Origin of the sequence: Fortiea sp. LEGE XX443 (genome assembly GCF_015206815.1) — a bacterium.
Taxonomy (GTDB): domain Bacteria; phylum Cyanobacteriota; class Cyanobacteriia; order Cyanobacteriales; family Nostocaceae; genus Nostoc_B.
Genome location: NZ_JADEXZ010000001.1, coordinates 23081 through 35833, shown reverse-complemented (window position 1 = coordinate 35833; position 12753 = coordinate 23081). Strand labels below are relative to the sequence as shown.

The 12753-nt window shown below is 42.7% G+C and carries 12 protein-coding genes and 1 pseudogene; 3 read left to right on the top strand and 10 right to left on the bottom strand.

Annotation, left to right across the window (positions count from 1 at the left end):
* Window positions 1-40: 40 nt before the first annotated feature.
* Window positions 41-1615 (bottom strand): DNA repair protein RadA, encoded by a 1575-nt coding sequence (radA, locus tag IQ259_RS00200; RefSeq protein WP_193879084.1) that lies wholly within the window; start codon window positions 1613-1615, stop codon window positions 41-43.
* A 177-nt stretch (window positions 1616-1792) separates the two neighbouring features.
* Between radA and rpaB the strand changes: the two genes are divergently transcribed.
* The 3 genes from rpaB (at window position 1793) to IQ259_RS00185 (ending at window position 3802) form a co-directional block, all read left to right on the top strand.
* Window positions 1793-2521: a response regulator transcription factor RpaB gene (gene rpaB / locus IQ259_RS00195; RefSeq protein ID WP_006196591.1), complete on the top strand. Its 729-nt coding sequence runs from the start codon at window positions 1793-1795 to the stop codon at window positions 2519-2521.
* Window positions 2522-2617: 96 nt separating this feature from the next.
* Complete coding sequence (locus IQ259_RS00190) at window positions 2618-3271, top strand: cofactor assembly of complex C subunit B (protein WP_193879081.1); 654 nt, start codon at window positions 2618-2620, stop codon at window positions 3269-3271.
* A 12-nt stretch (window positions 3272-3283) separates the two neighbouring features.
* Window positions 3284-3802, top strand: a complete 519-nt coding sequence (locus IQ259_RS00185; protein ID WP_193879078.1) for a DUF456 domain-containing protein — start codon at window positions 3284-3286, stop codon at window positions 3800-3802.
* Between the two features lie 211 nt (window positions 3803-4013).
* Here IQ259_RS00185 and IQ259_RS00180 read toward each other — a convergent pair whose 3' ends face one another.
* The 9 genes and pseudogenes from IQ259_RS00180 to carB all read right to left on the bottom strand — a co-directional run bounded on the left by IQ259_RS00180 (window position 4014) and on the right by carB (window position 12589).
* Window positions 4014-4247 (bottom strand): hypothetical protein, encoded by a 234-nt coding sequence (locus IQ259_RS00180; RefSeq protein WP_193879076.1) that lies wholly within the window; start codon window positions 4245-4247, stop codon window positions 4014-4016.
* Window positions 4248-4525: 278 nt separating this feature from the next.
* Window positions 4526-5191 (bottom strand): phycobilisome degradation protein NblB, encoded by a 666-nt coding sequence (gene nblB, locus IQ259_RS00175; RefSeq protein ID WP_193879073.1) that lies wholly within the window; start codon window positions 5189-5191, stop codon window positions 4526-4528.
* Between the two features lie 123 nt (window positions 5192-5314).
* The gene (locus IQ259_RS00170) at window positions 5315-5773 is read right to left on the bottom strand and encodes a CBS domain-containing protein (protein ID WP_193879069.1); all 459 of its coding nucleotides are present in this window, start codon (window positions 5771-5773) and stop codon (window positions 5315-5317) included.
* Between the two features lie 190 nt (window positions 5774-5963).
* A complete protein-coding gene (locus IQ259_RS27700) occupies window positions 5964-6110 on the bottom strand; it encodes a DUF4058 family protein (protein WP_193879066.1) in 147 nt (48 codons plus the stop codon).
* A gap of 13 nt (window positions 6111-6123) precedes the next feature.
* Window positions 6124-6216: pseudogene (locus tag IQ259_RS00160) on the bottom strand (DUF4058 family protein); the annotation flags it as partial.
* 37 nt (window positions 6217-6253) lie between these two features.
* Window positions 6254-6664, bottom strand: coding sequence for an 8-oxo-dGTP diphosphatase MutT (mutT, locus tag IQ259_RS00155; RefSeq protein ID WP_193879060.1), 411 nt, complete (start codon window positions 6662-6664; stop codon window positions 6254-6256).
* A 382-nt stretch (window positions 6665-7046) separates the two neighbouring features.
* The gene (locus IQ259_RS00150; protein WP_193879057.1) at window positions 7047-7391 is read right to left on the bottom strand and encodes a DUF760 domain-containing protein; all 345 of its coding nucleotides are present in this window, start codon (window positions 7389-7391) and stop codon (window positions 7047-7049) included.
* A 175-nt stretch (window positions 7392-7566) separates the two neighbouring features.
* Window positions 7567-8523, bottom strand: coding sequence for an RNA polymerase sigma factor, RpoD/SigA family (locus IQ259_RS00145; protein WP_193879054.1), 957 nt, complete (start codon window positions 8521-8523; stop codon window positions 7567-7569).
* A 757-nt stretch (window positions 8524-9280) separates the two neighbouring features.
* Window positions 9281-12589 carry a carbamoyl-phosphate synthase large subunit gene (carB, locus tag IQ259_RS00140; protein ID WP_193879052.1) on the bottom strand — a complete coding sequence of 1103 codons (3309 nt, stop codon included), beginning with the start codon at window positions 12587-12589 and terminating at the stop codon, window positions 9281-9283.
* Between the last annotated feature and the right edge of the window lie 164 nt (window positions 12590-12753).

The window sequence follows — 12753 nt, the reverse complement described above, 5'->3', positions numbered from 1 at the left end:
GTTCGGTTTATTTGCACCTTTCTACTTAAGGGGTTTGTTTCTATTCTTCGTCGTCTATGTCTAAATCGCTTTCTTCTAGTGTTTGATGTGGTATGGCTGCAATAATTGCATCAATTACTTTAGATACTGGTAAAATTTCAATATTAAGGTCGGGAAATTTGGTTCCTTTCGGTACGATCGCTCGTTTAAATCCCAATTTAGCGGCTTCTTTCAACCGCAGTTCCATTTGGGAAACCGATCGCACTTGTCCGCCTAAGCCAACTTCGCCAATCAATACTGTACCTGGATCGACGATGCGATCGCGGAAACTGGCAACAATTGCGATCGCTACTCCTAAATCTACGGCTGGTTCTACTACACTCAATCCACCAGCAGAAGCAACGTAGGAGTCTAATTTTGACATGGGAATTCCTACACGTTTTTCTAAGACGGCGAGAATTTGTACCAACCGGTTGTAGTCTACGCCAGTCCCGGCGCGTCGGGGGGAGGGGTAACTGGTGGGACTCACCAAGGCTTGTAATTCGACAACGATGGGGCGAGTTCCTTCGCAAGCGACGACAATTGCAGTACCGGGTGCAGGATCATCACGATTGCCTAAGAATAACTCGGAAGGGTTAGGAACTTCCCGCAGTCCATGTGCAACCATTTCAAAGATACCGATTTCGTGGGTTGCACCGAAGCGATTTTTCACGGTTCTTAATAAGCGGTGAGAAGCAAAGCGATCGCCTTCAAAATACAGTACTGTATCTACTAAGTGTTCTAATACTTTCGGCCCGGCGATCGCGCCTTCTTTGGTGACGTGTCCGACAATTAACATGGTGATGTCTTCATGCTTCGCCACTTTCATCAAGGCTGCTGTACATTCTCTTACCTGCGCTACCGAACCAGGTGCGGAAGTCAGCGCCGGAAAAAACACGGTTTGAATACTATCAATTACTGCCACATTTGGTCTGAGGGAGTCTATTTCCCGTAAAATTTCTTCTAAATCAGTTTCTGGTAAGACATACAAATCTGCACCTATGCGCTCAGATGGGTCTATTTCTGTTTCAACTTCTAATACTTCGGCATTTACAGTCACTTCCAATTCTTCTGTGTCTACGGCTACTTCAGCTTTTTTCCCATTCTCAACCATGCTGACAGATTTGGATACACCCAAGCGCATAGCACGCAATTTTACTTGTTGTCCTGATTCTTCGCCCGAAATGTAGAGGATGCGGTATCTCTGCGCTAATTGATTTGATACTTGCAGCAATAATGTCGATTTTCCAATCCCCGGATCACCGCCGATTAATACCATTGAACCGGGAACAATACCACCGCCCAACACCCGATCTAATTCTCCATAGCCAGATTCCCAACGAGTGACTTGGCGATCGCTAATTTGATCAAATGTCAACGAAGCTCTTGCTTTGGCAGGTTTAGTAGGGGATTTACCATTATTTTGCTCTTTGTGCCAACTTCCGACTCCCCCTCTTGTGGGTACATCAACTGAAGATTGAATAGCAATTTGTTCTTGTAAAGAATTATAAGTATCGCAATTCGGACATTTACCAAACCACTGAGGGGATTCTGCCCCACATTCGTTACAAATGTAAAAGGTTTTAGGCTTAGGCATTATTAAATCTTAATTAACTTAATTATTCTTAATTTTTTCTTAATTCTCGCAAAAATCTAAAATCGAAGAATAGTGGTTTTTACAGCATTTTTCAAATCAATTGTGGGAATGATATCTTAATATTATGGTATTAAAAATTAATCATGAAAAATTTTAGTTAAGGAGCGTTGAAAAACTTTGGAAAGCCATAAAGAAAAAATCCTGGTGGTAGACGATGAAGCCAGCATTCGCCGGATTTTAGAAACGCGCCTTTCTATGATTGGCTACGATGTTGTGACTGCTGGCGACGGGGAGGAAGCTTTGGAAACTTTTCGCAAATCCGAACCCGATCTAGTTGTTTTGGATGTGATGATGCCAAAGCTAGATGGCTACGGCGTGTGTCAAGAATTACGTAAAGAGTCTGATGTCCCTATTATTATGCTAACAGCCTTGGGGGACGTTGCCGATCGCATCACCGGATTAGAATTGGGTGCTGATGACTACGTAGTTAAGCCATTCTCCCCCAAAGAACTAGAAGCGCGAATTCGCTCAGTATTGCGGCGGGTAGATAAAACTGGTGCTTCGGGAATACCCAGTTCTGGGGTAATTCACGTAGGAAACATCAAAATCGATACCAACAAGCGGCAAGTTTACAAAGGTGATGAGCGTATTCGCTTGACAGGTATGGAATTTAGCTTACTAGAGTTGCTGGTAAGCCGCTCTGGAGAAGCTTTTTCCCGTTCGGAAATTTTGCAGGAAGTGTGGGGATACACACCAGAACGCCATGTAGACACTCGTGTAGTAGATGTGCATATATCTCGGTTACGGGCAAAATTAGAAGATGATCCCAGTAACCCAGAATTAATCCTGACAGCACGAGGTACGGGTTATCTGTTTCAACGCATAATTGAGCCAGGAGAAGAGTAAGGAAAAAGTATGAAGTGTGAAGTATGAAGTGTGAAGACTTTCAAACTTGTTCCTCGTTCTCTCTTTTTCAGACTTCAGACTTCAGAATTTAGAAAGATGACTAAACCTGATCCCAATCGAGTTTTGCGCCAGCTACCCATAGTTGTCGGTGGACTAGGCGCAATACTTTTGCTAATTAACCGTTTGTTAACACCAGAACTCACACAATCCCAATCTCGTGGCGATGCGTTGGGTGTAATTTTGAGTGCTGTTTTGATTTTAACGGGTTTGATTTGGCAACAAGTACAGCCGCGATCGCCTGATGTTGTAGAACTAATTGGGGAAGAAGGTTTTATCCTCGCCGACGATTTACCAGAAACCGTGAAAACAGAACTAGCATGGGCATCTCATTTGATATTAACTAACACAGTCACGCGATCGCTGGTAGTTGTTTATCAAGGCAAAGTTTTGTTACGTCGCGGTATTCTGGGACTTAAATCTGAAGTAGTACCCGGAGCAATCTTAAAACGGGTGCTAGAGAAACAACAGCCAATTTATTTAGTTAATTTAAATATATATCCCGGCAAAATTGAATTTGATTATTTACCCGAAAATACTCAAGGTGTAATTTGTCAACCCATTGGAGATAGAGGCGTAATGATTTTAGGAGCAAATGCGCCGAGAAGTTACACCAAACAAGACGAAAATTGGATTACTGGAATTGCTGATAAATTGGCTGTAACTTTTCAAAAATCAGAAATTGAAAGTTAAAAATTAAGCATTATGCAAATTATTTATTGGCTCATATTAGCCTTAATGCTTGTGGGAATTATTGGTGCTGTAGTCCCGGCGATTCCTGGTAGTAGTTTGATTTTAATTGCGATCGTTATTTGGGGAATTGTTAGTGGTTCTTTTGCAGCGATAAAAATACCATTAATTGTGACAGTTATCGTTTTGCTTTTGAGTATAGGAGTCGATTTTTTAGCTAGTTATATAGGAGCAAAACAAGCAGGTGCTAGTAAATGGGGGCAAATTGGTGCAATTGTTGGGTTGATTTTAGGATTTTTGGGATTATTGCCAGCTTTACCTTTTGGTGGCCCCTTATTGGGAATGTTAATCGGGCCATTATTAGGAGCAATTATCGGTGAGTTTATTTACCGCAGAGAATTATGGCCAGCAGTTAAAGCCGGTATTGGAATTATCGTTGGTTCAATAGTAGGAAATTTGATTCAAGGGTTGTTAGCAGTTGCAGCAGTTGTAGTTTTTCTAGTCACAACTTGGCCACAAGTATTTGGGGCATAACCTCAAATTAAAACCTTAACTTTGAGAATCTTGCTTTCTTTGATTCGTTTGCTCAATGGGCTGTCTAATTGCTTCTTCTGCTACGAAATTTGGTGGCTACCGTAGTCGGTGCTGAGTTTGCAGTTTTGAGTGCGATTCGCCTTCCCATTAACTACCTCACTCATCACCTTTTTGAACGCGATCGCACGGCCAATCATTAAATAACACAGCACTATTCATCCTGATGATGATTCTGCTGGATTCTTTGAGCGATCGCTTCCTCGGCTATGCGAATATTTTCTTCTATGGGTTGACCATCTTCAGTAAAGATTGACGGATATATCATTGCTTCTGAGTCGGGAGTACGGCGACTAAACAGGATTTCCAACGCTTCTATATCTTCTCGATGAGCCAGTACATAAACTCTCAATTCTTTTGTAGACATCTGGGCAAAATTAGCCTTCATTTACAAATCTCCAAGTTCCATCACGAAATACAAGGATTTGTAGTTCATTACCTGCCAAAATAAACACATTGCCAGTTATGTCACTAAAACGAAATAGCTGAATTTACCGGTAGAAATTGGACAAGTACTAGCAAATAATTACACACATAAGTGCTTGGCGGGTTGTAGGATATATATTCTTTTCCTCAATTGTTGACAGAAATAATATTAGTAAATGTAGTGTTATGCCGTCAGGCGATCGCACCATTTTTACCAGGTGCGATCTACTTGACGAATAACTAAACAGTCTGCAACGATTTCTGCGCTTCTGTGGCGACTGCTTCAACTTCATCATTCACCAAAGTTTCTAATATAGATTTGGCTTCTGTACCACCTAATCGAGCTAAGGCTTGAACAACTCTATAGCGGATTTGCCAGTCGGGATTGGTAGCATAGGAAGCTAATAGAGGAATTGCTGCGGTATCTCCCAACTCCCCAAAAGAACTGATAGCAGCTGTTTGCACTAATTCATTTTCTGACGAAAGTGCTTCTGTGAGTAAGTCAAAGGAGCGTGGATCACCTAATTCTCCTAATGTGGCAATAATGCTGAATTGGACTAACCACTCACCACTAGAATGGTATAGCTGTCGTAAATCTTCAAAAGCATCGTGTAGTTTCAGCGCTCCTAAACAGTCTGCGGCGGCTGCTTGCACATCGGCTTCGGGGTCATTGAGCAAGCGATCGCGTAAAATATCCAAGGATAACCGTAAATCCTGCGTACCAAGTGTATCCATCTGACTTACAGCTGAGTACCGAACTCTTGAGTTACTATCTCCCATAGCAATTTGCAACAGTTCCAAACCAACTACTGGTTCTAGTTCGCGGATTTGATTGACAGCCCGCAAGCGATCGCCCAAATCTTCAGAACTGAGCATTTGTCTTACAGACTCAGGAGTAATACTCATTTAATTATCCTAATTTCAAAGATGTTTTAAAAAAATAGTCTATAGTTTATAGTCAAGGGTTAACTGTCCATAGTCAAGAAAACTCTTTACGGATGACCAATGAGTATTGATTATTGATTACGATTAACTTGCTGCCATTGCCCGAATCACATCACCACGGGTAAGGATACCAACTACTTGGCTCGCGCTGTCAAGTACAGGTAAACGATGCACATTGCGATCGTGCATCATTTGTGCGGCTTCTTTTAATGTTTTGTTTGGAGAAATAGTTACAGGATTTTTGCTCATTACTTCCCCAACCGTTTGCCCTAATGCTTTGTGTAAATCGCGATCGTAAGTAGCAGGATTTTTTAGATAAATTACACTATCCAAAAACATGATGTAAGCAGGCGGAGTCACACCAGTTTCTTGCCACATCAAATCAGTTTCGGAGATAATCCCTACTAATTTACCGACATTATCCACCACAGGTAGCCCACTGATGCGTTTCTCTGCCAAAATTTGGATAGCTTCTTTCAGTGGAGTTTCCGCTCGAACAACAATTGGATCGCGGCTCATTACGTCGGCAACAGTTTTAGACATTGGCTTGCTGACACCATTTTTTACAGTCCCTAGGACTATTGTAGAAAATTGCCGGGATGAACAGTATTGAGTTAATACATTGTTACTTGTGAACAATCAATTTTAGATTGACCCCACAAATAAATCTGGTGGCTTGTATCATCAAGGAATTATGGGCCAATGGTCATTTATCATTTGTTATCTCCCCATTTCACCTTAAACCTTGCTGATGCAGCAACTCATTCAGCCAAACTGTATCTGTTGCTGATAATGCGGGTATGGGATCACGAGCGTAATCTATCCTCAAGTCATAACTTCCTTGCTCGTAAAGGTCATTGATTATCTGTTGGAGATTCAATAATGGCTCCTTGTCTTGCGATCGCAATTATTAAGCGATGATGAATCCCAGACCATAGTGCTGGATGCTCTAAATAGGGATTCATCCCAGGAAATGGGAAGATCATAAGTTAAGTAAAAAGTCAAAAGACTTTAATGGCTGCTTTACTCAGCACTTTTCAAGGCGGCAATAATTTGACTGTTAGCTTGGGGAAAAGCATAATTCTCTAGCTCATCTAAGCTTACCCAGCAGATTTCATCGCATTCTAGCGGTTGGGGAATACCTGCTAGGAGATGACAGTGATGCACTGTTAAAGTAACGCGCAAATGGGTATAAGTGTGGTCGATGGTGATGAGATGCTCTTTTACTTCAATTGTTATACCTAATTCTTCAGCTATCTCCCGCCGAATACACTCTTCAATCGTTTCTCCAATCTCGATTTTACCACCAGGAAATTCCCACAAGCCGCCCATTGTACCTTCTGGACGACGGCGATCGATTAAAATTTGCTGCTGGTTATTCCAAATTACAGCAACACCAATAATTTTATGGGGAACAGAACTAATTTCACTCATAATTTATGGGGATGTTAGGTGACTAATCAAAAAACTCGGCAGACACTAAGATAGGCTGCCGAGTTTATAAAAATTTATCGTTTAAATTATTTTTAATTTATTAAATATTGTCGCAGATGTTGCTCAAAGTCACAAGCTATGATTTGACTGCTATTTATTAATCCTGGAAATTTGACGAGGCATATTCCCATTTAGCAAATCACCAGCGCGTTAACGATTAGTAGCTGTATTGAAGATGTCGCTAACGCATAGCCGGGATTTGGAATTTAGGGAAGGTAGGTTGTAAAGATTTCGCACGAGACAAATTTTTAAGTTTCATACCTTGGCTGTGACTGAAGATAAATTCAACAATTTTGAATTTTTGATGGCAAATTTGCCACCACTATTCAATTTCGTGGTTATTAGTTTCGGTTTCTTGTAATGCAATTTCAAAATCCATCCGCTGCTCTGCATTACGTAAGAAATACCCACTAATCATTGCGGAAGCAAGCAGACGACCGAGGCTTTCCCGACTTGTGGTAATGGTCATCCCAAAGTGTTCGGGAGGAAGATTCCCCAACAGACCGACAATGTTGCGCTCCATAACTTGAAATACTTCAGGAGATGTCGGTTTAGACAGATGGCTAACTGTTTCTGGACTCAAGGATTTAACATACTGCCACAGTAAGTTGGCGGTTTCGGAATCGCTGTTAAAAAATTCTGAGACTCGATTGGATTGGTTACTCACGTTTTGCCTCCTGTACTACCGTTGCCGGCTGCTATGTTTGCAACTGAGATAATTAAGTGCCTGTTGTGTATTTGACTTAGCTGCCATTTTGGCGTTCCTATCAAATAATGTAACAGGCACATTCTTACTTGGAAGTCGGTGTAACCGTACCTAAATCAGGGTATTTTTTCGCCCTCTAACTTGCCAAATACTCATTCATGCTGGCTTTAGATTTGCGGAGTTTGTTTAAGGCTTCTCTTTCGATTTGTCGAACCCGTTCACGGCTAATATTCAAGATTTCTCCAATTCTGGCAAGGGTTAAGGCTTGACCATCAATTAACCCAAAGCGTAAGGTAATTACTTCTCGCTGCTGGGGTGTGAGTTCCTCCATCAGTTGCTCTAAATCATAAGAAAGGGAAGTTTGCATGACAAATTCTTCAGGAGAAGCGCCTGGATCTTCCAACATTTCTCCGAGTTCTGTGTCGTAGTTATCTCCCAATCGCAAATCTAAAGAAAGGGGTAAACGAGCTTTTTCGAGATATTCTCGGACTTGTTTGGGCGTTAGGTCTAATTCTGTAGCCAATTCTCCTACAGAAGGAGCGCGTCCTAGCTTTTGAGATAGATGACGCTGGGCTTTTTTGATTTTATTTAACTTCTCGGTGATGTGAATGGGTAGCCGAATAGTGCGAGCTTTTTCAGCGATCGCCCGCGTAATTGCTTGTCGAATCCACCAATAAGCATAGGTTGAAAATCGATAACCTTTGGTGGGATCAAACTTTTCCACACCCCGCTGCATCCCAATGCTACCCTCTTGGATCAAGTCAAGTAAGTCAACGTTGCGCTTAATATATTTTTTCGCTACAGATACTACCAATCGCAAATTGGCTTCGACCATTTTACGTTTAGCAATTTCACCCTCAGCGATCGCTTCGTTCAACGCGGATGTTTCTAGTTTTGACTCTTTTGCCCACTCTTCTAAAGTCGGCTCACGACCCAACTGACTAGCTAAGGATTCTCTAACTTCTTGTAAAGTAGTTGAACGCTGCACCTGTTTGCCATAACAAATCTCTTCTTCATGGGTTAACAGTGGTACACGGCCGATCTCGCGCAGATAAGTCCGCACGAGGTCTGTGGCTGTCTGAGCGGTCTTCATGGCGCTACTCATTGGTGATGATGGGTTGATTGCTTGAGTCATTAACCAGTAGATAACTAACTAATAGATGTTTGTTGGGGGTGCTGCCCAGTTGACTGGGAACCCATGCTATGGTTTACGATTTACGCGCCCGGTGGTTTCGGTTGCTTTTATTAATCAAAGTTAGGCTCTTAATTGCTAGACGTTACAGTTTTTTCACGCTTTATACAAGTATCTACGGATAGATAAAGGTAGCTAGAACAACACCTTTTCTCTTTAAGCTTTGTTAAAAATTGTAACATTTCTGAGAAATCTTGAAAAGCCCTACAGCCTGAAAATAATTGGATTTGAGAATGGTTGTAATAGTCTAAGCACAGGAGTTAATCAACCTCTGTTGCTCATCAAGCAATAATTGAGAACCATAGACTGTAGTTGATGGGTGTAAAAAAGTCATGCGCTTGTTTTTCCTAAGGGATTATGCTGAAACTCTTAACATATGAAGCTTTGGGCATAAATATAATCACCTCATCTTGTTTAGCGCGATCGCTCCAGTCAATTAATAAATATTCTTAGAGAACAGAAATAATTTACTCATATTTGTTAAAATATCTCAATGAAAACTATAATGTTTCTTCTATAATAATTACTTAATTTTCCTTGTAAATACTGCTTAATGCAGATTCATAGAAAAAGGGTAGGAGACAAGATAAATCTTTAAACTGCCTCCAAACCCCTCATACTCCAGTTAAATTCAGTGCCACGCCGGGCGAAGAGACAACTAACGCCTCATGGAATAATCTTGAAGGGCTTTTACGTCCAAAGTAGTATTTTGTAGAGAACGGATAGCAGCGACTGTAGCTTTCGCCCCAGCAATGGTAGTAATGATGGGGATTTTGTAAGCTAAGGCTGTACGACGGATGAGCCGAGCATCAGTTTGAGCTTCTTCGCCGGAAGGCGTATTGATGATCAGTTGAATCTTCTGATTTTTAATCGCATCGAGGACGTGGGGACGACCTTCATGGAGTTTCAACACCAACTCAACATTTAAGCCATGTTCCTGAAGTACTTGGCGTGTGCCAAAAGTCGCCATGACTGTAAAGCCTAAGTCGATAAATTCCTTAACTACAGGAACCGCCGCAGTTTTGTCGCGATCGCTCATGGACACAAATACAGTACCATTCAAAGGCAAACGCTCACCAGCAGCTAATTCAGCTTTGGCAAAGGCGCGACCAAAGTCGCTATCAATGCCCATTACCTCACCTGTTGATCGCATCTCTGGCCCTAGTATTGTATCTGTACCAGGGAATTTATTAAACGGTAAAACTGCCTCTTTCACGGCAATATGTGAGGGGATAACTTCCTCGGTAAAGCCCAACTCCTCAAGAGTTTTACCCGACATAATTAAGGATGCCAGCTTCGCCAGTTGTACACCTGTAGCTTTAGAAACAAAGGGTACAGTCCGGGAAGCACGAGGGTTAGCTTCGAGAATGTAAACCTGAGGAGAATATGTACCTACACCCACAACCGCAAACTGAATATTCATCAACCCGATCACAGAAAGTGCTTGAGCGAGTTGCACAGTCCAAGTGCGGATTTGATTGAGAACGGCTGGTGGGAGAGAAATCGAAGGTAAAGAGCAAGCGGAGTCTCCAGAGTGAATTCCGGCTTGTTCGATGTGTTCCATGATCCCACCAATCACCACCCTTCCTGTATGATCGGCGATCGCATCTACATCAACTTCGATCGCGTTTTCTAAAAATTTATCAATCAAAATTGGGTGTTCCGGCTCTACCTGCACCGCAAATGTCATGTAGCGCTCTAATTCTGTATCAGAGTAGACAATTTCCATTGCTCGTCCGCCCAATACATAACTAGGACGCACCACTACCGGATAACCAATGCGTCTAGCAACAATTAGTGCATCTTCGTAACTCCGCGCAATCCCATTAGGTGGTTGAGCAATATTCAATTGCTTGAGAATCTTCTCAAACCGTTCTCTGTCTTCGGCGATGTCAATGGAATCTGGTGATGTACCCCAAATTTTAGTGCTGTTAGCGGTAGCGGGGCGTTCAGCCCGTGCTGAGGGATGTTCACTGAGCGAAGCCGAAGTGTGAGTGCTGAGTGCTTGTTGGAGGGGAAGGGATAATTTCAGGGGTGTTTGTCCACCGAATTGGACGATAATACCCACTGGATTCTCGGCTTCGATGATGTTGAGGACATCTTCTTTAGTTAATGGCTCAAAGTAGAGGCGATCGCTAGTATCGTAGTCAGTGGAAACTGTCTCTGGGTTGGAGTTGACCATGATGGTTTCATAACCTGCTCCTTTTAACGCATAAGCAGCGTGACAGCAACAATAGTCAAACTCAATTCCTTGGCCAATACGATTGGGGCCGCCACCCAAAATCATCACTTTGGGTTTATCTGTAGGTAAAACTTCCGTTTCTTCTTCGTAGGTGGAATAGTAGTAAGGGGTGAATGCCTCAAACTCAGCCGCGCAGGTGTCAACAGTTTTGTAAACCGGCACAACTCCCAACTGTTGGCGATATGCCCGAACTTCATCTTCTGTGGTTTTGGTTGCAAAAGCAACTTGGCGATCGCTATATCCTTGCCGCTTCACACTATAAAGTTGTTCTGTTGTCAACTGTCTTAAAGGCGTGCGCTTGAGGAATTTTTCTGTCTCCAACAATTGCTGCATTTTATCTAAAAACCAAGGGTCAATCCCTGTAAGTTCGTAGATTTCTTCAGGAGTTAACCCTACTTGCATAGCATGACGCACAGCAAAAATGCGATCGGGATTTGGTGTCCGCAGCAAGGCGCGGATTTGTTCACCACTGGGTAATTTTTCGGCTTTGTCACAACCCCAACCAGCGCGTCCCGTTTCCAGAGAACGCAATGCTTTTTGGAAGGATTCGTTAAATGTCCGCCCAATCGCCATTGCTTCCCCGACTGATTTCATTTGAGTTGTCAGCACTGGTTCAGAACCAGGGAATTTTTCAAAAGCGAAGCGAGGAATTTTGGTAACTACATAATCTATAGTTGGCTCAAAGGATGCAGGGGTTTTTTTGGTGATGTCGTTGTTAATTTCATCTAAGGTGTAACCCACAGCTAACTTTGCCGCAATCTTCGCAATGGGGAAACCTGTGGCTTTAGAAGCCAAGGCGGAACTGCGAGAAACACGGGGGTTCATTTCAATCACTACTACATCCCCAGTCACAGGATTAACGGCAAACTGAATATTAGAGCCGCCAGTTTCCACCCCAATTTCGCGGATGATTTTAATTGACATATCCCGCAGCCGTTGATATTCCTTGTCGGTGAGGGTTTGGGCGGGCGCAACGGTAATCGAGTCGCCAGTATGGATACCCATCGGGTCAATGTTTTCGATGGAGCAGATAATCACAACATTATCTGCCAAGTCGCGCATTACTTCTAATTCATATTCTTTCCAACCTAAGAGGGATTGGTCGATGAGAATTTGCGAAACCGGACTAGCATCAATCCCCACCTGAGCCATTTCTTCAAATTCTTCTTGGTTGTAAGAAATACCACCACCAGTACCACCCATCGTAAAGGCAGGACGGATGATTAGAGGATAAGTACCTATTTTCCGAGCGATCGCTTTGGCTTCTTCCAAAGATGAGGCTGTACCGCTAGGACAAACCTGTACACCTAACTTAGCCATCGCTTCGTTGAATAGTTTCCGGTCTTCAGCTTTTTCGATCGCTGCTAACTTTGCACCAATTAATTCCACATTATATTGATCTAAGACACCGTTTTTGGCTAGGGTAACGGCGATATTGAGAGCAGTTTGTCCTCCCATTGTCGGGAGTAAAGCATCCGGGCGTTCCTTAGCAATGACTTTTTCCACGAATTCTGGTGTCAACGGCTCAATGTAGGTGCGATCGGCCGTTTCTGGGTCAGTCATAATTGTTGCTGGGTTAGAGTTGACTAACACCACTTCATAGCCTTCTTCTCTCAACGCTTTACAGGCTTGGGTTCCAGAGTAGTCAAATTCACAGGCTTGCCCAATCACAATCGGGCCAGATCCTAACAGCAGTATTTTTCGGAGGTCTTGACGGCGGGGCATAGTCTTGGGGTTGGAGTAAGAGAATACAAATCCTGATTATTTTAAGGGTCTTTGCCCTCAGTCATATTGTCTATTATCAATTTTTCCGGGTTGGATCGAAAAGGAAGAGGCAGAATATCCACGCAGCACAAGCCTGCGCCCTGCTACGCTCTAAGCGCAGCCAT

Bases quoted from the DNA above. Each gene is read 5' to 3' on its own strand.
- radA (WP_193879084.1), bottom strand. From the start codon at position 1,615: ATGCCTAAGCCTAAAACCTTTTACATTTGTAACGAATGTGGGGCAGAA.
- IQ259_RS00190 (WP_193879081.1), top strand. From the start codon at position 2,618: ATGACTAAACCTGATCCCAATCGAGTTTTGCGCCAGCTACCCATAGTT.
- IQ259_RS00185 (WP_193879078.1), top strand. From the start codon at position 3,284: ATGCAAATTATTTATTGGCTCATATTAGCCTTAATGCTTGTGGGAATT.
- IQ259_RS00180 (WP_193879076.1), bottom strand. From the start codon at position 4,247: ATGAAGGCTAATTTTGCCCAGATGTCTACAAAAGAATTGAGAGTTTAT.
- nblB (WP_193879073.1), bottom strand. From the start codon at position 5,191: ATGAGTATTACTCCTGAGTCTGTAAGACAAATGCTCAGTTCTGAAGAT.
- IQ259_RS00170 (WP_193879069.1), bottom strand. From the start codon at position 5,773: ATGTCTAAAACTGTTGCCGACGTAATGAGCCGCGATCCAATTGTTGTT.
- mutT (WP_193879060.1), bottom strand. From the start codon at position 6,664: ATGAGTGAAATTAGTTCTGTTCCCCATAAAATTATTGGTGTTGCTGTA.
- IQ259_RS00145 (WP_193879054.1), bottom strand. From the start codon at position 8,523: ATGAAGACCGCTCAGACAGCCACAGACCTCGTGCGGACTTATCTGCGC.
- carB (WP_193879052.1), bottom strand. From the start codon at position 12,589: ATGCCCCGCCGTCAAGACCTCCGAAAAATACTGCTGTTAGGATCTGGC.